We start from the raw sequence: 25929 nt of genomic DNA, 5'->3' as shown, positions 1-25929 counted from the left end.
TGACCGCCGGATAGGCGTTCAACTCAGATCCCTGTGGGAGCGAGCCTGCTCGCGAAGGCGGCGTCACAGTCAATAAAGATGTTGAATGTGCTGGCCTCTTCGCGAGCAAGCCCGCTCCCACAATTGTCCCGGGTGATCGCCGGATAGGCGTTCAACTCAAATCCCTGTGGGAGCGAGCCTGCTCGCGAAGGCGGCGTCACAGTCAATAAAGATGTTGAATGTGCCGGCCTCTTCGCGAGCAAGCCCGCTCCCACAGAAGGACTTCCGATACACGCGGATATTGTGCCTGCTGAAGATCCCCTGTGGGAGCGGGCTTGCTCGCGAAGGCGGCATCACAGTCAATGAAGATGTTGAATGTGCCGGCCTCTTCGCGAGCAAGCCCGCTCCCACAATTGTCCCGGGTGATCGCCGGATAGGAGTTCAACTCAAATCCCTGTGGGAGCGAGCCTGCTCGCGAAGGCGGCATCACAGTCAATGAAGATGTTGAATGTGCCGGCCTCTTCGCGAGCAAGCCCGCTCCCACAGTTTGTCCCGGGTGACCGCCGGATAGGCGTTCAACTCAAATCCCTGTGGGAGCAAAGCTTGCTCGCGATAGCAGTGGCCCGGCCGGGCCTTATTTTGAATCAACACGCCTGACACGCTTCATCACCACCACGAAAAACACCGGCACGAACACCACCGCCAGTGTGGCGGTGATCATGCCGCCGATCACCCCGGTGCCGATGGCCTGCTGGCTCGCCGAGCTGGCACCGGTGGCGATTGCCAGCGGCACCACGCCGAGGATGAACGCCAGGGACGTCATGATGATCGGTCGCAGGCGCAGGCGGGCGGCCTGGAGCGTGGCGTCGATCAGGTCATGCCCATCGTCGTACAGGCTCTTGGCGAACTCGATGATCAGGATCGCGTTCTTTGCCGACAGGCCGATGATGGTGATCAGCCCGATCTTGAAGAACACATCGTTGGGCATGCCGCGCAACGACACGGCCAGCACCGCGCCGAGCACACCCAGCGGCACCACCAGCAACACCGAGGTCGGGATCGACCAACTCTCGTACAGCGCCGCCAGGCACAGGAACACCACCAGCAGCGACAGGCCCAGCAGGATCGGCGCCTGGCTGCCGGACAAACGTTCCTGCAAGGACAACCCGGTCCATTCCTGGCCCAGGCCCGTCGGCCCTTGGGCCACCAACCGTTCGATTTCAGCCATGGCCTGCCCGGTGCTGTAACCCGGTGCCGGTTCGCCGGAAATGCTCACCGCCGGATAGCCGTTGTAGCGGGTCAATTGCGCCGGCCCCTGGGTCCAGCGGGCCTGGACGAAGGCCGACAACGGCACCATTTTCCCGCTGCTGTTACGCACGTGAATCTTCAACAAATCCTCGACCTGGCTGCGCTGGTCGCCCTCGGCCTGCACCACCACCCGCTGCATCCGCCCCTGGTTGGGGAAGTCGTTGATGTAGGCCGAACCCACCGCCGTGGACAACACACCGCCGACGTCGGCGAAGGAAATGCCCAGGGCATTGGCTTGCTTGCGGTCGACTTCAAGTTGCACCTGCGGCGCCTCCGCCAGGGCGCTTTCGCGGACATTGATCAGCATCGGGCTTTTTTCGGCGGCGGCGAGCAATTCGCTGCGGGCCTGCATCAGCGTGGCGTGGCCGAGGCCGCCACGGTCCTGCAAGCGGAACTCGAAACCGCTGGAGGTGCCCAGGCCGTCCACGGGCGGCGGCAACACCGAGAACGCCATGGCGTCCTTGATCTGACTCAGTGCCAGGTTCGCGCGGTCGGCGATGGACGCCGCCGAGTCCTCGGCGCCGCGTTGCGACCAGTCCTTGAGGGTGGTGAACGCCAGGGCCGCGTTCTGCCCGCTGCCGGAGAAACTGAAACCGAGGATGACCGTGCTGTCGCCGACCCCCGGCTCACCGGCGTTGTGCGCCTCGATCTGCTCCACCACCTGCACCGTCCGGTTTTTGCTCGCGCCCGGTGGCAGCTGGATGTCGGTGATGGTGTAGCCCTGGTCTTCCACCGGCAGGAACGAGGAGGGCAGGCGACTGAACAGCAGGCCCATGCCCACCAGCAGCACGCCGTAGATCAGCAGGTATCGGCCGCTGCGTTTCAGCGCGTAGGCCACCCATCCTTGATAGCGGTCGCCGAATCGGTCGAAACCACGGTTGAACCAGCCGAAGAAACCGTTTTTGCCGTGGTGATCACCTTGGGCGACCGGTTTGAGCAAGGTCGCGCAAAGTGCCGGGGTCAAGGTCAGGGCGAGAAAGGCCGAGAACAAAATCGACGTCGCCATCGACAGCGAGAACTGTTGGTAAATCACCCCCACCGAGCCCTGCATGAACGCCATGGGAATGAACACCGCCACCAGCACCAGGGTAATGCCGATGATCGCACCGGTGATCTGCCCCATGGCCTTGCGCGTGGCTTCCTTGGGCGACAAGCCTTCCTGGGCCATGATTCGCTCGACGTTCTCCACCACCACGATGGCGTCGTCCACCAGGATGCCGATGGCCAGCACCATGCCGAACATGGTCAGCACGTTGATCGAGAACCCCAGCGCCAGCATCGTCGCGAAGGTGCCCATCAGCGCCACCGGCACCACCAATGTCGGGATCAGCGTGTAGCGAATGTTCTGCAGGAACAGGAACATCACCGCGAACACCAGCAGCATCGCTTCGCCGAGGGTATAGATCACCTTGGTGATCGAGACTTTGACGAACGGCGAGGTGTCGTAGGGGATCTTGTATTCCACGCCGGCCGGGAAGTAGCGCGACAGCTCATCCATCTTGTTGCGCACCAGGGTCGCGGTGTTCAACGCGTTGGCGCCCGGTGAGAGTTGCACCGCCACGGCAGTGGATGGCTTGCCGTTCAGGCGCGTGGAAAACTGGTATTCCTGGCTGCCGATTTCCACCCGTGCCACGTCGGCGATGCGCACCGTCGAGCCATCGGGGTTGGCTTTGAGTACGATGTCGGCGAACTCCTGCGGCGTATTGAGCTGGCCTTTGACGACGATGGTCGCGGTGATTTCCTGGGTGCTGCGGCTCGGCAGATCCCCCAGGCTGCCGGCCGACACCTGGGCATTCTGCGCCACGATGGCGGCGTTGACGTCGGCCGGGGTCAGGTTGAAACCCACCAGTTTCCGGGGGTCGATCCAGATCCGCATGGCCCGCTCGGCGCCGTACAGCTGGGCCTTGCCGACACCGTCCAGGCGCTTGATCTCGTTCATCACGTTGCGCGCCAGGTAGTCGCTGAGGGCCACGTCGTCGAGCTTGCCGTCGTTGGAGGTGAGGGTGATCAGCAGCAGGAAGCCGGCCGAGACTTTGTCCACCTGCAAGCCCTGCTGCGTGACCGCTTGCGGCAGGCGCGACTCCACCGCCTTGAGGCGGTTCTGCACATCGACCTGGGCCAGTTCCGGGTTGGTCCCGGGCTGGAAGGTCGCGGTGATGGTGGCGCTGCCCAGGCTGCTTTGGGATTCGAAGTACAGCAGGTTGTCGGCGCCGTTGAGTTCTTCCTCGATCAGGCTGACCACGCTTTCGTCCACGGTTTGCGCCGAAGCGCCCGGATATACCGTGTAGATCTCGATCTGTGGCGGCGCCACGACCGGGTATTGGGCCACCGGCAGTTGTGGAATGGCCAGGACACCGGACAACAGAATGAACAAGGCGACGACCCAGGCGAACACCGGACGGTCGATGAAGAATTGCGGCATGGCTTAGTGTCCTGCCTGTGGCCCGGGAACCTGGGCGAGGGGAAGTGGGGAGTCGTCGACCCGGACTTGCTCGCCGGGACGGGCGTGTTGCAGGCCTTCGATGACGATGCGGTCGCCGGGTTTCAAGCCGTGGGTAACGACCCAGCGATCGTTTTGCGCGGCGCCCAGTTGCACCGGTTGCTGGCTGACCTTTTGCTCGGCGTCCAGCAGCAACACCTGGGCGACCCCGGCGCTGTCACGCAGGATGGCCCGTTGCGGCACGGTGATGCCTTGGCTGTTGACCGCTTGTTCGAGGCGCACGCGGATGAAGCTGCCCGGCAGCAGGTCCAGGTCGGGGTTGGGGAATTCGCTGCGCAAGGTGATCTGGCCGGTGCTCGGGTCGACACTGAGGTCGGTGAACAGCAACTTGCCGGGCAACGGGTAAGGGCTGCCGTCGTCCTGGATCAAGGTGGCCTTGGCCTGGCCCTGGCCGACTGCTTGCAACTGACCTGCACGAAAGGCGCGGCGCAGGTCGTTGAGTTCGCGGGTCGATTGCGTGAGGTCGGCGTGGATCGGGTCCAGTTGCTGGATCAGCGCCAACGGCGTGCTTTCGTTCTGCCCCACCAAGGCACCTTCCGTCACCAGGGCGCGGCCGATGCGCCCGGAAATCGGCGCGGTCACCGTGGCATACCCCAGGTTCAGTTTCGCCCGTTCCACCGCAGCCTTGCTGGCGGCGACGTCAGCGGCCGTCTGGCGCACGTTGGCCCGGGCGTTGTCGTAGTCCTGGCCACTGATCGCCTTGTCATCGATCAACTGGGCATAACGCTGGGCTTGCAAGCGGGCCTGGAACGCATTGGCCTCGGCCTTGCGCAACGCCGCCTCGGCACTGTCCAGGTCGGCCTTGAACGGCGCCGGATCGATGCGAAACAGCACCTCGCCCTGCTTGACGTCGCGGCCCTCATGGAACACTCGCTGCAAGACCACGCCGGCCACCCGCGCCCGGACTTCGGCGACCCGTGGCGCGGCGATCCGCCCGCTCAGTTCGTTGCTGATCGACAATGGCCGGGCCTGGACGGTTTCCACACGCACACTGGGCAGCGGGGCGGAGGCTTGCGGGTTCGAGGCGCTATCACAACCACTGAGCAGCAGCGCGCCGACCAACAGGCCCAGTGTGACGAAAGGAGTCTTGGACATGGTGCTTCCCCACGATTGAGCCGCCCATGGTAGGGACCGAGGCCTGCGGCAGGGGTGAAGCTTTGTAGGCGCTCTGTGAAATTGTGTAATCAGATCCGAAAATGCCCCACCAACTGCTGCTGGTGGTTGGCCATGGCATGCAACGAGTGGCTCGCCTGCGAGGCTTCCTCCATGCGGCTGGTCAAGGTTTCACTGATGCCGCGAATGTCACTGACGCGATGGCTGATGTCTTCCACGACAGCGCTTTGCTCCAGGGCCGCGCTGGCGATCTGCTGGTTCATGTGTTCGATCACTTCCACGGCATCGGTGATGCGCTGCAGCGCCGCCTGGGTCTTATCGACTTGAACGACGCTGTCCCTGGCCAGCTCGCGGCTCGACTGGGTGCTGTGCACGACGTCCTGGCTCAGTTGCTGTAATGCTTCGATCACCGAGCGTATTTGTTCGACCGAATTCTGCGTATTGCTCGCCAGATGCCGGACTTCGTCGGCCACCACCGCGAAGCCACGGCCCTGTTCGCCAGCGCGGGCGGCCTCGATGGCGGCATTCAATGCCAGCAGGTTGGTCTGCTGGGCAATCGCACAAATCACATCCAACACCTGGCCGATGTGCTGACTGTTGCCGGCCAGTGCCTGCACTTGCTCGAGGGTGGTTTCCAGGCAGCGGTCGAGGCTGTCGATGCTGTTGACCGCGTTGGCGAATAGTTCCCGCCCTGATCGGCTAGCGTTTTCGGCGACGGTGGCGGCATCGGCCGCCTGGTGGGAATGGCGCGCCACTTCCTGTGCGCTGGTGCTCATTTCATGCAAGGCGGTTGCCGCCAGTTCGACTTCCCGGTACTGCGTGTGCATGCCCGCGCTGACTTCCCGGGCCACCTGCGCCGAGGTGTCGGCGGTGTTGCGGGTGTCGAGGGAGGCTTGCTGGATATCGCGGATGATGGGCTGCAGTTTATCGAGAAAACGATTGAAGCCCTGGGCCAGATGGCCCAATTCATCGTGACGGTCGTCGGGCAGGCGCTGGGTGAGATCGCCGTCGCCGTCGACAATCGCATCGAGCATCTGCGCCACCCTCAGCAGCGGCCGGGTCACGCCGTAGGCGGTGAGCCAGATGAGTAACAGGCCCAAGCCGGCAGCCAGCAAGCCCAGGCTGAGATTGAACCAATTGGCCTGGCGATGCTTGTCGTCCAACTGGGCCTGCATGTGCAGGGCCGGCGCTTGTACCAGCGTTTCCGGCACGCGTATCTGCAATTGCCAGGGGGCGTTTGCCGGAGCGGTTTGCACGGATTGCCGCACATCGACAGACGTACCCGCCACGGTGCCGCTGTGGCCGGCAATTTGCCCGGATGGGGAAAGAATGTTGATTTCGCTGTGGCCGGGATACAGGTCGTTGGCCAGGCTGGCGGCGAGCTGCTGGAGGGTATCGAGGCTGATGTCCATGCCGACGACACCGATGACTTTGCCCTGGTCCAGCAGCGGTATGGAGATGCTGCTCATCAACGTCTTCTGTCCTTCGACCTCGATCGCATAGGGCTCGGTCACGCAGGTGTGCCCTTGGGTCTGGGGGCAGACGTACCAGGCGTTGGCCGGCTCGCTGCCCGGTGGCGCGGTGTTGGCACTGATCTGGGCTTCGCTGAGCACTTCTTGCACCAGATGGCCGGGTTGGCTTTGCGACCAGTACAGGGCAAAGCGACCTATTTCATTGCCGGCCAGATCCCGTTGGCCGGTGAAACCGGCATCTTCACCGACCAGCGCGTCGGGAAGCAGCACCACGTAGAAGCCCAGCACTTTTTCGCGATTCTGAAGGGCCTGGCGGGTCGCGGCGATCAAGTCCCGACGCAGTTGCCCCGGTGTCAGTCGCCCGTTCCACGCCTGGGCGCGCAGTTGCAGGACTTGCTGGGCAAAACCTTGCCCATAGATTGCCGTTTCGCTGAAAAACCGTTCCACCCGCTGACCGTGGGCCAGGCCCTGTGCCTGCAAACCTTCCAGGGCCGAGCGCCCCAGCAGTTGACTGCTTTGCTGCTTGAGCAACGTTGCGCTTTGCTGGCTCTGATACAGCGAGGCACCGGTCAATGCCCCGACGACGGCCAGCAGGCACAGGCCGCTCAGGAGCGTGATCCGCCATTGGATAGAGAGACGAGTGAAGGACATGCTGAGGTTTTCCTGCGTGAGGATTTTATTGTTCTGCGCCCAGCACGGTTTGAGCGGTGGGCGAGGTTATCTTGCGGCAGGAGGCTCTTTCCCGTTATCCCGAATCGGCAGCGGTTGTGCTCCAACAGTGGGCTAATTGCGGGTCACTTAGGGCAACGACGTCCCTGTGGCGAGGGAGCTTGCTCCCGCTGGACTGCGCAGCAGGCCCAAAAAAAGAGGGGCCGCTACGCGCCCCAGCGGGAGCAAGCTCCCTCGCCACAGAATGTCGTCGGTCTTGAGTGAATAGCACTCCGGCATTGGCCTGACCTGTTTTGGGGCAGCGCTTCGGATGCTGCCGTTTTGGGATAGCGAAGGGTTTCGGCCAGGGCCTAGCATCGAATCCAGCGTGCAAGCAGAACAATAAGCGTTTGGAAGTCGGCGAAGCTGGCGTCTGCGGTCCAGCCACAACTGCCTCATACAATAAGGTCAAGAACAATGAGCGTATCTTTCCCGATCAGCAGCTCGACGGAGTTGAAACGCGGTGCCCTGGGTGTCGGCTTCATCATCTTCTTCGTGATTTCGGCGGCGAGCCCCTTGAGTGTCATCGCTGGTGGCTTCCCCATTGGCATCATGCTGGGCAACGGCGCCGGCACACCGGCGTTGCTGCTCCTGGCGCTGTTGGTGTTGTTGGCATTTTCGGCGGGCTACACCGCCATGTCCCGGCACATGACCAATGCCGGTGGTTTTTATGCGTTCACCTCTCGCGGCCTGGGGGGCTTGGCCGGAGGCGCGGCAGGGGTGCTGGCGATGTTTGCCTATAACATCCTGCAGATCGGCCTGTACGGCATGTTCGGCGGCGTGGTCAGCGGCACGATGGCCAGCGTCTTTGGCCTGGACTTGCCGTGGTGGACCTATTCGCTCCTGGCGATGGCGAGCATCGCGATTCTTGGCTATCGCAAGATCGACCTGTCGGCCCGGGTGCTGTCGGTGGTGGTCATTGCCGAATACCTGGCGATCCTGACGCTGGATTTCGCCATCCTCAAGACCGGTGGCGACAGCGGCATCAACCTCGATTCGTTCGATCGCAGCCATGTGTTCAGCGGTACGCCATCCATCGGCTTGCTGTTCTGCTTCGCGGCGTTCATTGGCTTCGAGGCCACCACCATCTACGGCGAGGAGGCCAGGAATCCGCACCGTACGATTCCCATCGCCACCTATAGCTCGGTGCTGTTGATCGGTGGCTTCTATGCCTTGTCAGTCTGGGCCATGGTGATTGGCGTAGGGGCGGACAAGATCGTGCCGACCCTGCAAGCGCTGCAGGATCCCACCACGTTCATCTACGGCATGTCCGACCACTTTGTCGGCCCGCAGCTGACCCAGGTCATCCGCGTGCTGTTCATGGTCAGCATCTACGCCGGGCTGCTGGCGTTCCACAACGCCGCGGCCCGTTACTTCTATGCCATCGGGCGTGACGGTTTGCTGCACAGCCGCTTGGGCACCACCCATCGCGTGCATCAAAGCCCGCACATGGGCTCGGTCCTGCAAAGCCTGATCGCTGCGGTGGTGGTGCTGATCTTCGCCGCGCTGGATGCCGATCCGATCCTGCAACTGTTCGCCTGGTTTTCCAACCTGGCCACGCTGTGCGTGATCCTGCTCATGGCCCTGACCTCGGCGGCGGTATTGGTTTATTTCCGCGCGCACCCAGAGTTGAAGCTGGGGCTCTGGCGCGGTCGGCTTCTTCCGGGCTTCTCGTGCCTGGCCTTGTTGGTGGTCCTGGCCCTTGCGGTGATTCATTTCGACGTGCTGACCGGCGCCAGCCAACTTTTGTCCTATGGACTTTGCGCGGTGATTCCCGTCGCGCTGATCGTCGGCGTGTACCTCGCCGCCCGATTGCGCAAGGCCTCGCCCGAGCGGTTCATGGCGTTGGGCAGCCACAAGCTCTAGGGCACCGCGCGCCCCCATCAATCTACCCAGACAATAAATCCGCTGCCGTTCGGGACGGTCCGGCAGCGCGCGAAAGGAAGGTGTCATGCACGATTATCAAATGCTCATCGATGGGATTCGAGTCGACGGCGAGAACGGCCACTTCGATGTGCTCAATCCGGCGACCGCCACGGTGTTCGCACGGTGTCCGGCCGGTTCCCTGGCCCAACTGGACCTTGCCGTCGAGGCGGCGCAAGCGGCCTTTGTCGAGTGGCGCCACAGCACCCATGAAAATCGCCGCCAACGCCTGTTGGACATCGCCGCGGACATCGAGCAGGACGCCGAGCCGTTGGCCCGGCTGATTGTCCTGGAGCAGGGCAAACCACTGGAACTGGCGTTCTCTGAAGTGATGGGGGCGGTGGCCTGGACGCGCTACGCCGCCGAGCAGCAGATCCCTGTGGAATTGGTGGAAGAAACCCCGAGCCAGCGCATTGAGCTGCACCGCAAGCCGTTGGGCGTCGTCGCGTCGATCACGCCCTGGAACTGGCCGTTCATGATCGCCGTCTGGCACATCATGCCAGCGTTGCGGGCCGGCAACTGTGTGATCAGCAAACCGTCAAGCCTGACGCCCCTGAGCACCCTGCGCCTGGTGGAGATCATCGCGCGCCATGTGCCTCGAGGGGTGATCAATAGCGTGACCGGCGAACAAGGTTTTGGCAGCGCGATCACGACCCATGCCGGTATCCAGAAAATCGTCTTCACCGGTTCGACCGCCACCGGCCAAAGCGTGATGCGCGGTGCTGCCGGCAACCTCAAGCGCCTGACCCTGGAACTGGGCGGTAACGACGCGGCCATCGTGCTGCCCGGAACCCCGGTGGAGGCGGTGGCCGAAGACATTTTCCAGGCGGCCTTCCTGAACATGGGCCAGACCTGCGCGGCCCTCAAGCGTTTGTACATCCACCAATCCCAGTACGAAGCCTTTGCCCAGGCCCTGGCCCGGATCGCCCAGCGTCAGGTGGTGGGTGACGGCTTGGCGCCTGGGGTCACGTTTGGCCCGGTGCAGAACCTCGAACAGTTGAAGCTGGTTGAGGAACTGGTGGCCGATGCCCGTGCCCATGGAGCGCGGGTGTTGTGCGGCGGTGCCCGTCTGGACCGCCCGGGCTTTTTCTACCCGCCGACGTTGGTCGCCGATGTGACCGACGGGCAGCGCCTGGTGGACGAGGAACAGTTCGGCCCAGTGTTGCCGCTGATTGCCTACCAGCATGTCGAGGACGTCCTGCGCCGCGCCAATGCCGGCGACATGGGCCTGGGTGGTTCGGTCTGGGGCAGCGACAGCGAGCAGGCCCAGGCGCTGGCCAGTCGCCTGGAATGCGGCATGGCCTGGGTCAACTGCCATGCGCAGATCCAGCCGAATACGCCGTTTGGCGGCAGCAAGATGTCCGGGTTTGGCGTCGAGTTCGGCCTTGAAGGGTTGCTGGAGTTCACCGGCCAGCAACTGCTGTACGTACGCAAGCGTGAAACAGAATGAGGACTGCAACCATGTACGAGCACTACAAGACAGCACAGAAGAAGTTCTGGCACCCGATGAGTTCTTCGGCGCCCGCCAACCGCTCCAAGACGTTGATCATCGCCCGTGGCGACGGCAACTACATCACCGATATCGAGGGGCATCGCATGCTCGACGGTGTCGGTGGCCTGTGGAACGTCAACGTGGGCCATAACCGACCTTCGGTGAAGGCGGCCATCGCCGCGCAGATGGACGAACTGGCTTATTACCAGACCTTCGACGGCATTGCCCATCCACGGGTGTTCGACCTGGCCGAGCGGCTGACGTCGATGTTCGCCCAGGAAAACATGGCGCGGGTGCTGTTCAGTTCCGGTGGTTCCGATGCGGTCGAGACGGCCCTGAAAATGGCCCGCCAATACTGGATCGCCAGCGGCGAGCCAGGGCGCACGCGTTTCCTGTCGTTGCGCAATGGCTACCATGGCGTGCACATGGGCGGCACCTCAGTGGGTGGCAACGGCGTGTATCACTACAACCATGGGCCGCTGTTGGCCGGCTGTCATCTGCTCGATACGCCGTGGTTGTACCGCAACCCCTGGGACTGCCGCGATCCAGAAGAACTGACCGCTCACTGCATTCGCCAGCTGGAAGAACAGATCGCGCTGCTCGGCCCGCAGACCATTGCCGCGTTGATTGCCGAACCGGTGCAAGGCGCCGGTGGCGTGATCGTGCCGCCGGCGCATTACTGGAAGCGGCTGCGGGAAGTCTGCGACCGCCACGGCATCCTGTTGATCGCCGATGAGGTGGTCACCGGGTTCGGCCGCACCGGCTGCATGCTCGGCAGCCGGGGCTGGGGCGTCGCGCCCGACGTGCTGTGCCTGGCCAAGGGCATCACCGCCGGTTACATCCCCATGGGCGCCACGGTCTTCAACCAGCGCATCGTCGATGCCATCGAAAACGGTCCGGGTTTCAGCAACGTGATCATGCACGGCTACACCTACAGCGGACACCCGACGGCGTGTGCGGCGGCCCTGGCGGTGCTGGACATCGTCGAGGCCGAGGACTTGCCGGGCAATGCCGGGAAAGTCGGTGCCCAATTGCTGGAGCAATTGCAGCCGTTGACCGAACGTTACGCGGTGGTGGGCGAAGTGCGAGGCAAGGGCTTGATGATCGCCGTGGACCTGGTGGCGGACAAGGTCACCCGCGAGCCGCTTGACCCCGCCAACGGCCTGGCCTCGCGCATCGCCGAGCAAGCGCGTCGGGCCGGCGTATTGGTGCGCCCGATTGGCAACAAGATCGTGATGTCTCCGCCGCTGACCCTCACCAGCGACGAGGCCGCCCTGATGGTCGGTGCGTTGGACGGTGCGCTCGCCGACTGCCGCTGATCTGTAAGCCGGCGCGGTATGCCGTGCCGGCTCCCTGAATATAAAAACAGCCTTCAAAAGGCGCAGCACAAGGAGCTCCAGCCATGCGGAACCTATCGCGTATGGAAATTTTCGGCAGTGGCCTGGCCTGTACGCTGGCGCTTTGCGCCGCGACTCAGGTCCAGGCCTATGAGTTGTATGCCGATGACGACACGCATTTCAACGCCGACCTGCTGGCAGTGTTCGGCCATTTCAACAGTCGCAAGAACTACGACGGCAGGCCCGGCGGTTCAACCTGGCGCGAAGGTTTCATCAAGTATGGCGTCAGCGGCGACCAGGGCCTGGCCGGCCATGGCACCGTCTACGGTGCGTTCAGCCTGGTCAGTTCCGCCACCTGGGGCGATGGCGACGCGGCCGGCAATTCGCTGGGCAGCGAGCGCACGACGAAGATCGAAGACGCGTACCTGGGGTGGCGCTCCGCCGACCTGTTCCCCGTGCTGGGGCAGGACGGTGTCGATATCTCCGGCGGTCGCCAGGTGGTCAAGCTGGGCAGGGGCTTTTTGATCAACGATGACGGGCCGAACCTGGGCAAAGGGCCTGCCGACGGTCGCTTGAATCGCGGTGGCGCCTATTACCTGGCGGCCCGGCACGCGTTCGATCAGACCGCCGTGTTGCGCCTGGGTGGGCAGGAGGGGCTGCATGGCAGCGTGGTGTGGCTCAAGTCCGACAACCGCGCCCAGGCCGAAACCGAACTGGCCGCCGGCACGCTGGACTACACCGCCAAGGCCGGGACCTTGGGGTTGACCTGGATCCACGGCCTGGATGTGAATGACCGGTGGGCCAGCGATTTCCAGCGGCAACGCAAGGGCATGGATGTCTACAGTCTTCGCGGTGAAGGTGACGCCGGCATTGAAAATGCGAGCCTGGCGTTCGAATACGCTTGGCAAGACAAGGACGCCGGCCCGCAGAACGCCTGGTACGCCGAGGCCGGCTACACCTTTGCCGAGCTCGCCTGGGCCCCCAAGCTGACGTACCGCTACACCCGCTATTCGCAGAAGTGGGATTCGCTGTTCACCGGGCAGAGCACCGGTTATGGCACTTGGTTCCAGGGCGAAGTCGCGGGTAATTATGCCGGGCCCTTCAACAGCAACACGGGCATTCATCATGTCGGCCTGACAGCCAAGCCGTTGGAGAACCTGACCCTCGGTGCGCTGTACTTCGACTACAACACCGTGCGTAAAGACAACGCGCTGGACCTGGATGCCCGCGAGTTGGACCTGTACGCCGAATGGGCGGTGAACGAACATTTGATCGTCACGCCGCTGATCGGCCTCTACAAGCCGGATCGGGACGCAACGACGGGGGGCAATCAAGTGAGCGGCAATGGCACCAACGTCTACAGCCAGGTGACGGTGGCCGTGCCGTTCTGAGGCCAGGGCTGTTCGATAAACCCTGTGGCGAGGGAGCTTGCTCCCGCTGGACTGCGTAGCAGGCCCAAAAAAGAGGGGCCGCTGCGCGACCCAGCGGGAGCAAGCTCCCTCGCCACAGGGACAGTGTTTCTCTTGAGTGAGCAGTGTCTGTGCTTTCTAGCCAACCGCAGGCGGATTCTGCATCCGCTCGGCAATCCGCCGTGTCGTGTCCATCACCATTTCAATCACGGTTTCCTGGCGCAGCAGCTTGAAGCTGTCGGTGCTGCCGACGGCCGACAGGCTGCCAACCACGTCGTCGAGTTCGGGGTTGACGATCGGCGCCGCGATACCGGTGAGCCCCAGGTTGAGTTCGTCGTGGGTCATGCAATAGCCGTCCTTGCGGATCTTTTTCGCGGCCTTGGAAAAGCTTGCCCAGTCATAGCTGCCGTGGGGGTCGTTGGCCAGGTGCTCTTCGAACAGGCGTTGCAGGCGTCGACCCTTCTGGAAAGCGATCAACACTTTGGATTGCGCACCGCGAAAGAACGGCAGCGGCTGGCCGCGGCCGAATGAGAACTGGTAGGTGTCGCTGGGTTCGGCGATGTAGGTGTTGATGATGCGGCCGTCGTAGAAAACGCTGGCGAACACCGCCAGGCCAGTGGCATCGGACAGCTCGTGCATCAACTCGCGGCCGGCCACGAGGATCGGGTCGTACTGCCGCATCATCCAGTCCAGCTCAATGATGCGTGGCCCCAGGCCGTAGCTGCCGGCATCCACCCGAACCAGCAGGCCGGCATCGCACAAATCCTTGACGTAGCGGTACACGGTCGCCCGTGACAGGCCCATGCGCTCGGCGATGGTATCAGGGTCGATCTTCAGCGTGGCCGGGCCGAAAAGGTCCAGCACGCTCAGCATTTTGCTCAGACTGCTCATTTCGCTCCTAAAGGGGGAATGGCGCGTAGGGGGGCGTTGGGTGAGCACTATAGGTAGCCGCGGCGGTGATGAAAAGCCCGCGCATGCCCTCAGGAGCGCGTTGCCACGGTAACCGAACGCTTGAGAAATGCAAACTGATTTCCAGTCATTTGCCCTTCAAAAATATGCATTTATCTCAAAATATGATTTTAATGCATAAAAATAGCTTGTTTTGTCGATTTGGCTGTGTGATAAATCTCAGCCACTGCAAACGCTCGATGAAGAGGGCTGGAAATGAATGGTGCGCAACTGATAGTGAAAGCGGCGGTGGCGAGCGGTATCGAATACTGCTTCGCCAACCCCGGAACGACTGAAATCCCCCTGGTGGCAGCCATGGCCAGCGCGCCAGCCCTCAAGCCGGTACTGTCCTTGTTCGAAGGGGTATGCACCGGTGCAGCGGACGGCTACGGCCGGATTGCCGGCAAGCCGGCGATGACCTTGACGCACCTCGGCCCCGGCTTTGCCAATGGCATCGCCAACCTGCACAACGCCCGTCGCGCCAACACCCCGATCGTCAACGTCATCGGCGATCACGCGTCCTGGCACGTCAATTACGATCCGCCGTTGGCCAGTGATATCCAGGCCTTGGCCGGCAGCGTTTCCACGTGGGTACGTACCTCGCGCACGGCATCGGGCGTTGGTGAAGATTTCCAGGAGGCGGTGCGTGCCGCCTGGCAAGCCAACGGCCAGATCGCCAGCCTGATTCTGCCGATGGACCTGCAAGCCAACACCGTGCAGCACGAGAAAGCCTTCACCGCATTGCAGGCCCCGGTCCGGCGTTTTGCCGGTGACCGGATCGAGGCGGTCGCCCAGGCACTGCGCGATGGCCGGCGCCTGGTGTTTATCGTCGGCGACCAAGGCTTGTCCGTCGCCGGACTCGAAGCAGCGGGGCGTCTGGCCCGGCTGCCGGGCGTGCGACTGTTCGCCGAAACCTTTCCCCGCGTGAGTTATCGCGGTGGTGGCCTGCCGGACCTGGATCGCCTGCCTTACTTCCCTGAAGTGGCCATCGAGATCCTGGATCAATATGACGCGGTGGTCTGCGCCGGCGTCCCCGAACCCATCAGCTATTTCGGCTACGAAGGCATTGCCTCGCGGCTGGCCGAGCGTGAACGCCTGCTGTGTTTGGCTGAGGTGGGGGACGACGTTGCCGGGGCGCTCACTGCGCTGGCCGATGCCCTTGAAGCACCGGCTTATGTGCCCACGCCAAGCGGTATCGAACTGCCGCCCAGCGAAGCCACGTTGACGCCCCAATCCGTGGGCCAGGTGATGGCCGCGTCGCTGCCGGACGACTGCATCGTTTCGGTGGAAGGCGGGACGTGCGGCTATCCGTTCTTCACTGCCTCGGCCCATGCCGCACGGCATCGGGTCTTGACCAATACCGGTGGGGCCATCGGCCAGGGCATCCCGGTGGGCTTTGGCGCCGCCATGGCCGAGCGTGGCAACAAGGTGTTCTGCCTGCAATCGGACGGCAGTGCCCAGTACACGATCCAGACCTTGTGGAGCATCGCCCGGGAGCAATTGCCGGTGGTGATCCTGATCGCGGCCAACCATCGCTACGCCATCCTGCAAAACGAACTGCGCCGCTTCGGCATGACCGAGCTGGGCCCCGAGGCCCTGAGCCTGACGGTACTGGACCGTCCTCGCATCGATTGGAAGGCCCTGGCCAAGGGCTACGGCTTGCCGGCCAGCACTGTGCACACCAACGGCGAGTTGCAGCGCGCCCTGGCCAACGCCAAGGCCGATGGCGGTCCTTGCCTGATTGAAATGGCGCTGTGAAGGAGGGGATATGAAGCAGATTCAATTGTTACCCGCGGTCGAGAAGTTCCTGTCGTTACCCGGGCGCCTGTTTATCGGCGGCACCTGGCAGGACGCCGCCGATGGTCGCCGGTTTGCCGTGGAAAACCCGGCCACTGAACACACCCTGACGGAAGTCGCCGAAGGCGGCGAACGCGATGTGGATGCCGCCGTCGCTGCCGCCCGCGCGGCCTTCACCGGAGCTTGGGCGCAGCAGTCGCCGGCCCAGCGCGGGCTATTGTTGTTTCGCCTGGCGGAACTGCTCGACCAGCATCGCGAAGAGCTGGCGCAATTGATCACCCTGGAAAACGGCAAGCCGATCGGCGCGGCCCGGGGCGAAGCGGCCAGCGCCGCGAATATCATTCGTTACTTTGCCGGTTGGCCGACCAAGATCGAAGGCAGCACGTTGCCGGTGTCGCCCGCCAGTGGCGCGCCGATGCTCAACTACACCTTGCGCGAGCCGGTGGGCGTCTGCGCGTTGATCGTGCCGTGGAATTTTCCGCTGACCATGTGCGTGTGGAAGCTCGGCCCGGTGCTGGCGACCGGTTGTGTCGCGGTGCTCAAGCCCGCCGAACAGACGCCCCTGGTTGCCATTCGCCTGGTGCAATTGATCGAGGCCGCCGGTTTCCCGGCCGGGGTGGTCAACCTGCTCACCGGCCTCGGCGCGCGCACTGGCGCACCGCTGGCCCAGCACCTGGACGTGGACAAGATCGCCTTCACCGGTTCGACCCAAGTGGGCCGGCTGATCGCCCAGGCGGCCACCGGCAACATGAAGAAGGTCTCCCTGGAGTTGGGTGGCAAGTCCCCCAACATCATCCTGCCGGACGCCGACATCGTCCGGGCCGCCAAAGGCGCCGCCGATGGGATTTTCTACAACCAGGGCCAAGTCTGCACCGCCGGTTCGCGTCTGTACGTGCACGCCAGCGTCCTCGACCAGGTGCTCGAAGAGCTCCAGCGCCACGCCACCGCCCATGTGTTGGGGCCAGGCTTGGATCCGGCCAACAGCATGGGCCCGCTGGTCTCGGCCCGGCAATTGGGCACGGTGCGTGGCTACCTGCAGCGGGGCCAGGACGAGGGCGCCGAACTGATCTGCGGCGGTGATCGTCCCGACCATTTGGAGCGCGGCCACTTCATCCGCCCCAGCGTGTTTCTCGACCGCGCCGAGCGCGCCTGTGTCGCCCGGGAAGAAATCTTCGGCCCGGTGCTGACCGTCATGAGCTGGACCGAAATCGACGAGCTGGTGCTGCGTGCCAACGACTCGCCTTATGGCCTGGCGGCCGGACTGTGGACCCGTGACTTGCGCTCCGCCCACCGCGTGGCGGCGCAGTTGAAGGCCGGCTCGGTGTGGATCAACTGCTGGAACGTCGTCGACCCGGCCTCGCCCTTCGGTGGCTACAAGCAATCCGGCTGGGGCCGGGAAATGAGCAAGAACGTGATCGATGCCTACACCGAAACCAAAAGTGTCTTCGTCGATCTGGCCTGAGCCGAATAATCACAAGAGGAACTGCTATGGATCTGGAATTGCAAGGCCGCGTGGCGATCGTCACCGGCGGTGGCATGGGCATCGGCAAGGAAGTCGCGCGCTTTCTGTCTCAGGAAGGTTGCAAGGTGGTGATCTGCGCGCGGCGCATGGAATACCTCCAGCAAGCCGCCGAGGAAATCAGCGCCGAGACCGGCAACGAGGTGCTGCCGCTGTTCTGTGACACCAACCAGATGTCGGCGGTGTCCGACATGGTCGAAGCGGCCCACAAGCACTTTGGCCGCATCGATATCCTGGTCAACGGCGCGGCGGCCCCGTCCGGCGTGGTGCGCAACGACATCGAACATGCCGGCGACGATGAACTGCTCTCGGACCTCAACACCAAGGTGATCGGCTATTTCCGTTGCGCCAAGGCGGTGACGCCGCACATGAAGGCTGGCGGTTTCGGTCGCATCATCAACATCGGTGGCCTGACCGGGCGTGGCAGCAAGGTGCTTTCGGGCATGCGAAACCTGGCCATCGCCCACATGACCAAGACCCTCTCCGATCAACTCGGCCCGTCCGGCATCACGGTCAACCTGATCCACCCCGGCGTGGTCGACACCCCGCACATCCAGGAGCTGTACGAGCGCGAAGGGGTCAAGCAGGGCAAGACGCCCGAGCAGGTGGAGCAGGGCTACATCGACGCGACGCCGATCCGACGCACCCTGGCCCCCATCGAAATGGGCTGGCTGATCGGTTTCCTCGCGTCCCCCAAGGCCGGTGCGGTGACCGGGGAATCGATTGGCATCGACGGCGGCTTGACCCGTGGCATCTTCATTTGAGGAGCAGCAGTGATGAGTAACGGAACCCTTTTGGTCGCCACCGTCGGGCAAGCGCTGATCCGCAGCGCCGACGACGGTCGCACCTGGCATCGCCTGGGCCTGGGCCAGGACCTGGAATTCGATGCGATCACCCGGTCCCTGAGTTTTCATCCGGGCGCGCCCGAGGTGGTCTACGCCGGCACCGATGTCGGCCTGTGCGTCAGCCGCGATACCGGCGGCTATTGGCAGCGGGTGGATTCGCCGTTCAATGGGCAGACAGTCTGGAAGGTCGCGGTGGATCCCCAGGATGCGCAGCGGATTTTCGTCGGCACCGGCGCGCCGTCACGCGCCGTGCTGTGGCGCACCCTCGACGGTGGCCAGAGCTGGGATCGGGCCCCGGTGGAAATCCCGGAATTCTGCGACGGCGTCAGTCGTCCACGCTTGCTGGCCTTCGCCTACGACCCCACGGACCGCAACCAACTCTGGTTCGGCCTGGAAGAGGGTGGGCTGTTCCACAGCCGTGACGGTGGCGACAGCTGGACCCGCGTCGATGATCGCTTGCTGTGGGACTACAACTCGGACGTGCACAACATCGTGGTCCTGCCCAACCACGGGCAAAAGGTCATCGTCGTGGTGTGCGTCAACGCCGTGTACCGCAGCCTCGACGAAGGGCAGACCTGGACTGGCATCGTCGCCCGGGAAACCTTCGGCCTGTACTACGTGCGCGCCATGAATGCGGCGTTGGGCAGCGAGGATACGCTGTACCTGAGCATCTCCGACGGCACCCCAGGCACCACCAGCAAGGTGCTGGTCTCCCGGGATGCCGCCGTCAGTTGGGAAGTGCTGCCACTGCCGCAACAACCCAACTCCTGTGTCTGGGCGATTGCCTTGAACCCTGCCGACCCTCGCCAGATCGTCGCCGGTACCAAGTACGGTCATCTGTTCACCTCCGAGAATGGCGGTGACGGCTGGCAGAAGCAGTGGCGCGAGTTCAGTGAAATCGCTGATGTGCTCTGGACGCCCGCCGTGGCGCAAATCAAGTCCGGGCATCAATCCATCATCAAGAAAAACTGAGGGACCGTGCGATGAAAGTCGAAGTCGTTCGTACTCACCTGTCGTTGTTCGTGCGCGACCCGCAAGTGTCGGCGCGCTGGTACGCCGACGTGCTGGGCATGCATGAAAGCGCCCGGGGTGAAAGCTGGATCATGATGGCGTTTGGTGCCAAGCATCACGACATCGCGTTGCTCCGCGCGGAACCCGGAGCCCACCAGGGCGGCCTGGGATTGCAGCACTACGGGCTGGAGATCGCGGGCGACATGACCACCCTGCGCAAGCTCTACGGCATGTTGCTGAACAAGGGCGTCGAAGTGGTGAAGATCACCGACCACGAGATCGGCAACGGCGTGTATTTCAACGACCCCGATGGCAATCGCATGGAATTTTTCCTCGAGTCCGAACACGACGATGCGCTCGGCAAGGCCCGCTTCAAGGCCGCTGGCGCCCCCAGCCGGCATTTCGATCTCGACCCACTTTGAATGAGACTGCTCTTATGAAAACCGCGAATTTCGCCAGTTATCACATCCGCAAATGGTACAGCTTCGTCGAGGAAACCCTGGCCAACGAAACCGGCCAGTTGGCCGACGGCGAGCCGCTGTTCAAGTACGCCATCGGCGCGGTGATCGCCAACCCTTACGCCGGCCGTTTCAGTGAAAGCCTGGCGGAGTTGATAGAACCGTCACCCTTGCTGGGCCAGGAGTTTGGTCGGCGCATTCGGGTACTGGCGGGCCAGCGCGAGATCGTCAGTTACGGCAAGGCGTGCCTTGTGGGCAGCCAAGGTGAGTACGAGCACGGCAATGCATTGCTGACCAATCCGGCGGCGGATCCGATCCGTGTCGCGTTGGGCGGCGGCAAGTCCTGGGTGCCTTCCACCGGCAAGCGCGGCGGGCCTGGCGTGACCATCGACGTGCCGCTGGCCCACAAGGACGCGCTGTATGTCCGTTCCCACTACGACAGCATTTCCCTGTCGTTCGGCGATGGTCCGGCGGCCGACGAGTTGATCATCATCTGGGCCTTCGCCACGCGCGGGCGTTTGCATGCGCGCCTGGGTGGTCTCCAGGCGGCTGACGTCAAGGGCAATGACGGCCTGTATTGAGGGGCGCTGATCGTGGGAAGCCAACGAATGTCTGCAAACAGCCAGTTCTTCACCAATCGTTCGGGGATGCGCCTGCACTATCTGTCATGGGGCGATGCGTCAGGCATTCCCGTGCTGCTGCTCCATGGGCTGCGTTCCTATGCCCAGACCTGGGATGGCCTGGCCAATGCGTTGGGCGAGCGGTACTGCTGCTATGCCCTTGACCAGCGCGGTCGCGGCTACAGTGACTGGGCGGATGCCTCCAGTTACCGGACCGAGGTCTATGTCAACGATCTTGAAGACCTGGTGGCACATTTGGGGCTGCAGCGTTTCGTCCTGGTGGGGCATTCTCTGGGTGGCACCAATGCGCTGGAGTATGCGCGGCTCCATCCGGGACGACTGCAAGCACTGGTGATCGAAGACATCGGCCCGGGTTCTTCGGTCAGCGGTGACGGCGCCGCGCGGATTCGGCGCGAGATGAGCCAGACACCGCTGTTGTTTCCTGACTGGGAGAGCGCCGCCCAGTTCTGGCTGCAAGCGCGACCTGGTCTCTCTGAGGAGGGACTGGCCTCCAGGTTGATGTATTCGATGAAGGAAACCCCGGCTGGAATCGAATGGCGTCACGACCAGCAAGGCATTGCCCAGGCGCGCCTGAGCATTACCCCGACCGATCTGTGGCCGGCGGTACGGGCGCTGGATTGCCCGACGCTGTTCATTCGTGGCGCCCGTTCCGACTTCCTGCCCCTGGCGACCCTCGAGTCGATAAAGCAGGCCAACAAGTGGGTGAACACAGAGGAAATCGCCGACGCCAGCCATTACGTTCATGATGACCAGAGCGCAATGTTCAACCTTGTCGTCATGGACTATTTGTACGACCAATGCCTAAAACCACAACAACAAAGCGGTGAATAGCGATGAAGCAGGAGAAAACCCAGGTAGTCATCGTGGGCGGTGGCCCGAACGGGATCACGGCCGCTCATTACATGGGGCTGTACGGTATCGACTGCATCGTCCTCGAATTGGCTGACGGCGTCCTGCCGTATCCCCGTGCGGTGGGCATGGATGACGAGGCGCTGCGGGTGTTGCAGGGCATCGGCATCGCTGAGCTGGCCGCACGCGACATGATCAGCAACGTGCCCCTGCGTTACTACAATGCGCGGGGCGTGTGTTTTGCCGAGGTCAAGCCGAGCACGGCGAACTATGGCTGGCCGATGCGCAACATCTTCATGCAGCAGTTGCTGGAAACGACGCTGCGCGAGCAGTTGGGCAAACACGCCAGTGTCGAGTTGCGCCAGGGCCATGAAATGCTCGATCTGGAGCAGGACGCCGAGGGCGTGACCTTGCAGGTGCGCGATGCCCAAGGGGAGCTGTATCAGTTGCAGGCGCAGTACGTGATCGGTGCCGATGGCGGACGTTCCAGCGTGCGCAAGAAACTCGGCATCGAATTGCTGGGGCTGACCCATCCGCGCAAATGGGTGGTGATCGACACGGCCAACGACTCCCTGGATGCACCGTACACCGCCCTGCATGCCGACCCTCAGCGACCCTTTGTCTGCATCTACCTGCCGTATCAGCAGCGGCGCTGGGAGTTCATGCTCCTGGAGGGCGAAGACGAGACCCGGATGTGCGAAGAGGCGATGATCCGGGATTTGATCCGTGGGCATATTGGCGAGGCGGTCGATCAACTGGAGATCATCCGGATCCGCGCCTACACCCATAACTCCCGGGTCGCGGCGCGCTTTGTCCAGGGCCGTGTGGCATTGGTGGGGGATGCGGCGCATATTTCCCCGCCCTGGGCCGGGCAGGGGCTCAACTCAGGCCTGCGTGATGTCGCCAACGTCAGCTGGAAGCTCGCCGCGATTCTCCAGGGGCGGGCGGCGCCGGCGATCCTGGCCAGTTACGACCAGGAGCGCCGCGGGCACGCGACCGATCTCATCGCGTTAGCCGACAACATGGGCGCGGTCCTGGGGCTGACCAACCCGTTGATGGCCGGGGTGCGGGACTGGTTGTTCCAGGCCGTCAACAGCGTCGACAACCTGCGTTCGCATTTGCTGGAATTCAAGTTCAAACCCAAGGCGACCATCACCAAAGGCCTGGTGTATCACGAGCGTGCCGAGTTGCATGAGGATGATCTGGTTGGACAGTTGTTCATCCAACCGTCCATCGAAGATTCCCAAGGCCAGCGTCGGCGCCTGGACGAGGTACTGGGGCATTCCTATGCGGTGCTGGGGTATCGGGTCAATCCGAGCGAACAACTCAGCGAGCAGACCGCTGCTTATTGGGCGCGCTGGGACACGCGTTTCATCCAGATCAATCGCTCGCGCAGTGGCGTGGGGCGCAATCAACCCTTGTCGGCCAGCGGTGCCATTTGCGTCGAAGACGTTGATAACCGCCTGGGGGAATGGTTTGCCAAGGTCCGAGATTGCGTCGTGGTGGTGCGGCCGGATCGGTTCGTTGCTGCGATCACCACCCCCGAGCGACTCGAAGGCGTGTTGCGCAAACTGGCGGAGCAACTGTCATGAGGCGCGAAGAGGATCTGCTGGTCCGGCTTCACGATGCCGGGCAGGCCATACACGCCTTGCCTTCGTTGGAACCCGAGGCCGTCGATTTGCCGACGGGCTACACCTTGCAGCGCGAGGCACTGCGTCGGCGCCAGGTCGGCGGTGAGCGGCTGACCGGATGGAAAGTGGCCTTCGCCGGCCGCGCCGCCCAGGACCGTTTCGGTATCGATGAGCCGGTGTTGGGGGCGCTGACCGATGCCATGGTCGTGGAACCTGGACAGACGGTGTCCCTCGCACGGCTGATTCAGCCGAAGTTGGAAATCGAGTTGGCGTTCGTCCTGGGGCGCACGCTGGTGCCCGGCTTCTACAGCGACGAGGACATCCTTGCCGTCATTTCCGAAGTCGCGCCGGCGTTCGAGATCGCCGATTGCCGTTGGCAAGGCTGGCGTTTCGGCGTCGGCGCGTTTCTGGCCGACAATGCTGCCGCGGCGCTGTATTGCCTGGGGTCGCGGGTCAGGTTTCATCCCGGGCAACTGGCCCACGTGAACTATCGCCTGGAATGTGACGGGGTGCCCTGTGGCGAGGGCAATGCCCAGGCGCGGGAGGACACGCCCCAGGCCAACCTGTGCTGGCTGGTCCGGCGCTTGCTGGCCGATGGGCAGTGCGTTGAAGCGGGGCAGGTGGTGCTGTCCGGGGCTTTGTTGGCGCCTCTGGACATCAAGGCTGCCGAGTACCGGTTGCACATGCTTGGCATGGAACTGGCTTTGGATTTCCGGTAGTCAGCACTGTTCACCCAAATGAAATGATGAACCCGTGGCGAGGGAGCTTGCTCCCGCTGGGCTGCGCAGCAGACCCATTTTTGTGAGCGCTTCGCGCTGGAGCGCCAGCTCCGGTCAAGCGGGAGCAAGCTCCCTCGCCACGGGGCTACCGACTTGCTTGCATAACCGTACCAGGCAGTAAGCACAGCGCCACCGAGGAACAATGATCATGTTCGCCGAAGTCCGTACCTTCAATGATCCTCAGCAACACGCCGGCTCGATCCTGGGTTGGCAACAAGTCTATGACCAGCTCGGGCGCGGTTGCCTGTCCAGCGAGCTGCGGCAGGTGTGCGCCGAGCGTTTCCAGATTTTCCAGGAGGTGCTGGATAAACGCGTCGTGCAGCGCGGTTGCGCGCCAAAAGGACGCTTGTGCATTGCCATGTCCCTGGGTGGTGCGCCGGTGGTGCAGGGGCACCAGGTGGGCGCCCACAGCGTCGTGCTGTTGCGCGATGGCGAAGATTTCGTCTTGCACGCCCCGGAAGGCACGCATTTCTTCGCGGCCAATGTCGACACGGTGCGGTTTGCCAAGCTCGCGGCCTACGAACTGTCGAGCGAACAGCTCAAGCGCTTGAAAAGCGTGTCCCAGGTCAGCGTGGATGAGGCGGTACTGCGCCGGGTGCAACAGCGGATCCACCCACTGTTTCGTCACCTTTTGGAACAGACCGATGCGGTCAATCCCGCCGCGGAGAAAATCCTCGAAGACGTTTTGCTCAACGCCTTCCTCGACCTGTTCAGCCACGCCACGGACGAGGTGCGCGGCCGGCGCGGCAATTTTGCCGTCAGTGCCTACCTGGTCAAGCGTTGCCAGGAACTGGTGGTGGCCAGCGCCGATGTGCCCTTGAGCATCCTCGATTTGTGCGAGCAATTGCGGGTCAGCCGCAGGACCCTGCAGAACAGTTTCCAGACCGTCACCGGCATGCGTCCGGTGGAGTACCTGCGTAACCTGCGGCTCAATGCGGTGCGCCGTCGATTGATCACGACCCGTGCGGCCGCGCTGAACGTCAGTGAAATCGCGGTGGCGATGGGGTTTTTCCACCTGAGCCATTTTGCCGTCCATTACCGGGCGCTGTTTGGCGAGTCACCCTCGGACACGCCCAGGGCACCGGCTTGAAGAGCTCCAAATGCGCAGGCGAAATCTGTGGCGAGGGGATTTATCCCCGCTGGGCTGCGCAGCAGCCCTGAACCCAGCCACCGCAATGTGCCAGGTTGGCTGCATCCAGCCTTTTTTTGGGGCTGCTGTGCAGCCCAGCGGGGATAAATCCCCTCGCCACAATTAATCCAACCAGCCTTGAGTGAACGGTATTGCGGTGTTACCAAAGCGCCTTCCTGCACCGATAAAAGGCAGCCGCTGAGCTGTTTGGTAGCACACCCGTACCACCCTGGGCCAGAGACGGGCGGTCGTTCTCCTCGGAAACTTCCTTCAAATCAAACCCTTGCACGATAACGCGTGTGGTTGGCATGCATTCTGCTTTTATGAATCCATGGATAATTGGATACAAAAATGCAGAAGGTGCTGCCATGCAATTTGCTCCGACGTACGCTGAACGCCCGCCCATGACGGCCGAGGAGGAGGCCTACAACTTCTTGCTCAATGCCATTTGTGGCGGGCGGTTACGCAAGGGCGACCGGCTGATCGCCGAGGACATCGCCAACGAGATCGGCATGAGCCGCATGCCAGTGCGCGAAGCCTTTCGCCGTCTGGATGCCCAGGGCCTGGTGACCCTGCGGCCCAATCGCGGGGCGGTGGTCAGCGGCCTGGACATCGATGAGTTGCACGAAGTCTTCGAAATGCGCAGCGCCCTCGAAGGCCTGGCGGTGCGTGTCGCGACGGCGAAGATTGGTGAGCGCCAGCTGGCCGCCCTGGAGCGCTTGCTGGACGAGATGGACGATTACCGCGAGGAAAGCGCCGAGTGGGTCAGCCGCCATCGCGCCTTCCATGAATACCTGTGCAGCCTCAGCGGTCGTCCGCGATTGCTCAAGCAGATCAGCGCGCTTTATTCCCTGATCGAAGCGCCCATGCGCCTGTGGCTGCAGCATGTGGAAAAGCCCCTGAGTGCGCGTCAGGAGCACATGCTGATCCTCGACGCCCTGCGTGCGGGCGATGCCGAGAAGGCCGAGGCGGTGGTGCGTGCGCACATCGAAGGCACCGTCCCTGAATTGATCGAGTTCCTGCAATCGAAAAAATAACGAGAGCGGGTCACTTAGAGCCTGCCCCGTGTTTTGACTTTGAG

The 25929-nt window shown here is 63.1% G+C and carries 18 protein-coding genes and 2 pseudogenes; 15 read left to right on the top strand and 5 right to left on the bottom strand.

Going from position 1 to position 25929, the window contains the following annotated elements:
* Window positions 1-613: 613 nt before the first annotated feature.
* From HU715_RS09785 to HU715_RS27630, 4 genes and pseudogenes are all read right to left on the bottom strand, one after another.
* On the bottom strand, window positions 614-3709 hold the full coding sequence (locus tag HU715_RS09785; protein WP_186705859.1) for a multidrug efflux RND transporter permease subunit: 3096 nt from the start codon (window positions 3707-3709) through the stop codon (window positions 614-616).
* Between the two features lie 3 nt (window positions 3710-3712).
* Entirely contained in the window at window positions 3713-4882 is a 1170-nt protein-coding gene (locus HU715_RS09780) for an efflux RND transporter periplasmic adaptor subunit (RefSeq protein ID WP_186705860.1), read from the bottom strand.
* A gap of 89 nt (window positions 4883-4971) precedes the next feature.
* Window positions 4972-5562, bottom strand: a pseudogene (locus HU715_RS27635) (methyl-accepting chemotaxis protein); the annotation flags it as partial.
* A 267-nt stretch (window positions 5563-5829) separates the two neighbouring features.
* A pseudogene (locus HU715_RS27630) lies at window positions 5830-7023 on the bottom strand (PDC sensor domain-containing protein); the annotation flags it as partial.
* A gap of 474 nt (window positions 7024-7497) precedes the next feature.
* Here HU715_RS27630 and HU715_RS09770 point away from each other — a divergent pair.
* From HU715_RS09770 to HU715_RS09755, 4 genes are all read left to right on the top strand, one after another.
* Entirely contained in the window at window positions 7498-8946 is a 1449-nt protein-coding gene (locus HU715_RS09770) for an APC family permease (RefSeq protein ID WP_186705862.1), read from the top strand.
* 85 nt (window positions 8947-9031) lie between these two features.
* The gene (locus HU715_RS09765; protein WP_186705863.1) at window positions 9032-10453 is read left to right on the top strand and encodes an aldehyde dehydrogenase family protein; all 1422 of its coding nucleotides are present in this window, start codon (window positions 9032-9034) and stop codon (window positions 10451-10453) included.
* Window positions 10454-10464: 11 nt separating this feature from the next.
* On the top strand, window positions 10465-11814 hold the full coding sequence (locus tag HU715_RS09760; protein ID WP_186705864.1) for an aminotransferase class III-fold pyridoxal phosphate-dependent enzyme: 1350 nt from the start codon (window positions 10465-10467) through the stop codon (window positions 11812-11814).
* Window positions 11815-11897: 83 nt separating this feature from the next.
* The gene (locus HU715_RS09755) at window positions 11898-13223 is read left to right on the top strand and encodes an alginate export family protein (RefSeq protein WP_186705865.1); all 1326 of its coding nucleotides are present in this window, start codon (window positions 11898-11900) and stop codon (window positions 13221-13223) included.
* 156 nt (window positions 13224-13379) lie between these two features.
* On the opposite strand, the gene HU715_RS09750 is transcribed toward HU715_RS09755, so the two are convergent.
* Window positions 13380-14132, bottom strand: coding sequence for an IclR family transcriptional regulator (locus HU715_RS09750; RefSeq protein WP_186705866.1), 753 nt, complete (start codon window positions 14130-14132; stop codon window positions 13380-13382).
* A gap of 273 nt (window positions 14133-14405) precedes the next feature.
* On the opposite strand from HU715_RS09750, the gene HU715_RS09745 reads away from it, so the two are divergent.
* From HU715_RS09745 to HU715_RS09695, 11 genes are all read left to right on the top strand, one after another.
* The gene (locus HU715_RS09745) at window positions 14406-15947 is read left to right on the top strand and encodes an acetolactate synthase large subunit (protein ID WP_186705867.1); all 1542 of its coding nucleotides are present in this window, start codon (window positions 14406-14408) and stop codon (window positions 15945-15947) included.
* Between the two features lie 10 nt (window positions 15948-15957).
* On the top strand, window positions 15958-17448 hold the full coding sequence (locus HU715_RS09740) for an aldehyde dehydrogenase family protein (RefSeq protein ID WP_186705868.1): 1491 nt from the start codon (window positions 15958-15960) through the stop codon (window positions 17446-17448).
* Between the two features lie 26 nt (window positions 17449-17474).
* Complete coding sequence (locus HU715_RS09735) at window positions 17475-18269, top strand: SDR family NAD(P)-dependent oxidoreductase (RefSeq protein WP_186705869.1); 795 nt, start codon at window positions 17475-17477, stop codon at window positions 18267-18269.
* A 12-nt stretch (window positions 18270-18281) separates the two neighbouring features.
* Window positions 18282-19322 (top strand): VPS10 domain-containing protein, encoded by a 1041-nt coding sequence (locus tag HU715_RS09730; protein ID WP_186705870.1) that lies wholly within the window; start codon window positions 18282-18284, stop codon window positions 19320-19322.
* A gap of 11 nt (window positions 19323-19333) precedes the next feature.
* Window positions 19334-19783, top strand: a complete 450-nt coding sequence (locus HU715_RS09725; RefSeq protein WP_186705871.1) for a VOC family protein — start codon at window positions 19334-19336, stop codon at window positions 19781-19783.
* A gap of 14 nt (window positions 19784-19797) precedes the next feature.
* Window positions 19798-20400 (top strand): amino acid synthesis family protein, encoded by a 603-nt coding sequence (locus HU715_RS09720; protein ID WP_186705872.1) that lies wholly within the window; start codon window positions 19798-19800, stop codon window positions 20398-20400.
* 27 nt (window positions 20401-20427) lie between these two features.
* Window positions 20428-21291, top strand: coding sequence for an alpha/beta fold hydrolase (locus HU715_RS09715; RefSeq protein WP_186705873.1), 864 nt, complete (start codon window positions 20428-20430; stop codon window positions 21289-21291).
* Between the two features lie 2 nt (window positions 21292-21293).
* Complete coding sequence (locus tag HU715_RS09710) at window positions 21294-22901, top strand: bifunctional 3-(3-hydroxy-phenyl)propionate/3-hydroxycinnamic acid hydroxylase (protein ID WP_186705874.1); 1608 nt, start codon at window positions 21294-21296, stop codon at window positions 22899-22901.
* Window positions 22898-23659, top strand: a complete 762-nt coding sequence (locus tag HU715_RS09705; protein ID WP_186705875.1) for a 2-keto-4-pentenoate hydratase — start codon at window positions 22898-22900, stop codon at window positions 23657-23659. Before HU715_RS09710 ends, HU715_RS09705 begins: the two co-directional genes overlap by 4 nt.
* 208 nt (window positions 23660-23867) lie before the next feature.
* On the top strand, window positions 23868-24809 hold the full coding sequence (locus HU715_RS09700) for a helix-turn-helix domain-containing protein (RefSeq protein ID WP_186705876.1): 942 nt from the start codon (window positions 23868-23870) through the stop codon (window positions 24807-24809).
* A gap of 407 nt (window positions 24810-25216) precedes the next feature.
* Window positions 25217-25885 (top strand): GntR family transcriptional regulator, encoded by a 669-nt coding sequence (locus HU715_RS09695; protein ID WP_186705877.1) that lies wholly within the window; start codon window positions 25217-25219, stop codon window positions 25883-25885.
* Window positions 25886-25929: the final 44 nt, after the last annotated feature.

Origin of the sequence: Pseudomonas zanjanensis (genome assembly GCF_014268745.2) — a bacterium.
GTDB classification, from domain to species: Bacteria; Pseudomonadota; Gammaproteobacteria; order Pseudomonadales; family Pseudomonadaceae; genus Aquipseudomonas; species Aquipseudomonas zanjanensis.
Note: the sequence above shows the minus strand (reverse complement) of the source record. Positions and strands in the feature narration are given on the sequence as shown.

What these genes read in the sequence shown, in the direction of transcription:
- HU715_RS09785 (WP_186705859.1), bottom strand. Translation starts at nt 3,709, where the DNA reads ATGCCGCAATTCTTCATCGACCGTCCGGTGTTCGCCTGGGTCGTCGCC.
- HU715_RS09780 (WP_186705860.1), bottom strand. Translation starts at nt 4,882, where the DNA reads ATGTCCAAGACTCCTTTCGTCACACTGGGCCTGTTGGTCGGCGCGCTG.
- HU715_RS09770 (WP_186705862.1), top strand. Translation starts at nt 7,498, where the DNA reads ATGAGCGTATCTTTCCCGATCAGCAGCTCGACGGAGTTGAAACGCGGT.
- HU715_RS09765 (WP_186705863.1), top strand. Translation starts at nt 9,032, where the DNA reads ATGCACGATTATCAAATGCTCATCGATGGGATTCGAGTCGACGGCGAG.
- HU715_RS09760 (WP_186705864.1), top strand. Translation starts at nt 10,465, where the DNA reads ATGTACGAGCACTACAAGACAGCACAGAAGAAGTTCTGGCACCCGATG.
- HU715_RS09755 (WP_186705865.1), top strand. Translation starts at nt 11,898, where the DNA reads ATGCGGAACCTATCGCGTATGGAAATTTTCGGCAGTGGCCTGGCCTGT.
- HU715_RS09750 (WP_186705866.1), bottom strand. Translation starts at nt 14,132, where the DNA reads ATGAGCAGTCTGAGCAAAATGCTGAGCGTGCTGGACCTTTTCGGCCCG.
- HU715_RS09745 (WP_186705867.1), top strand. Translation starts at nt 14,406, where the DNA reads ATGAATGGTGCGCAACTGATAGTGAAAGCGGCGGTGGCGAGCGGTATC.
- HU715_RS09740 (WP_186705868.1), top strand. Translation starts at nt 15,958, where the DNA reads ATGAAGCAGATTCAATTGTTACCCGCGGTCGAGAAGTTCCTGTCGTTA.
- HU715_RS09735 (WP_186705869.1), top strand. Translation starts at nt 17,475, where the DNA reads ATGGATCTGGAATTGCAAGGCCGCGTGGCGATCGTCACCGGCGGTGGC.
- HU715_RS09730 (WP_186705870.1), top strand. Translation starts at nt 18,282, where the DNA reads ATGAGTAACGGAACCCTTTTGGTCGCCACCGTCGGGCAAGCGCTGATC.
- HU715_RS09725 (WP_186705871.1), top strand. Translation starts at nt 19,334, where the DNA reads ATGAAAGTCGAAGTCGTTCGTACTCACCTGTCGTTGTTCGTGCGCGAC.
- HU715_RS09720 (WP_186705872.1), top strand. Translation starts at nt 19,798, where the DNA reads ATGAAAACCGCGAATTTCGCCAGTTATCACATCCGCAAATGGTACAGC.
- HU715_RS09715 (WP_186705873.1), top strand. Translation starts at nt 20,428, where the DNA reads ATGTCTGCAAACAGCCAGTTCTTCACCAATCGTTCGGGGATGCGCCTG.
- HU715_RS09710 (WP_186705874.1), top strand. Translation starts at nt 21,294, where the DNA reads ATGAAGCAGGAGAAAACCCAGGTAGTCATCGTGGGCGGTGGCCCGAAC.
- HU715_RS09705 (WP_186705875.1), top strand. Translation starts at nt 22,898, where the DNA reads ATGAGGCGCGAAGAGGATCTGCTGGTCCGGCTTCACGATGCCGGGCAG.
- HU715_RS09700 (WP_186705876.1), top strand. Translation starts at nt 23,868, where the DNA reads ATGTTCGCCGAAGTCCGTACCTTCAATGATCCTCAGCAACACGCCGGC.
- HU715_RS09695 (WP_186705877.1), top strand. Translation starts at nt 25,217, where the DNA reads ATGCAATTTGCTCCGACGTACGCTGAACGCCCGCCCATGACGGCCGAG.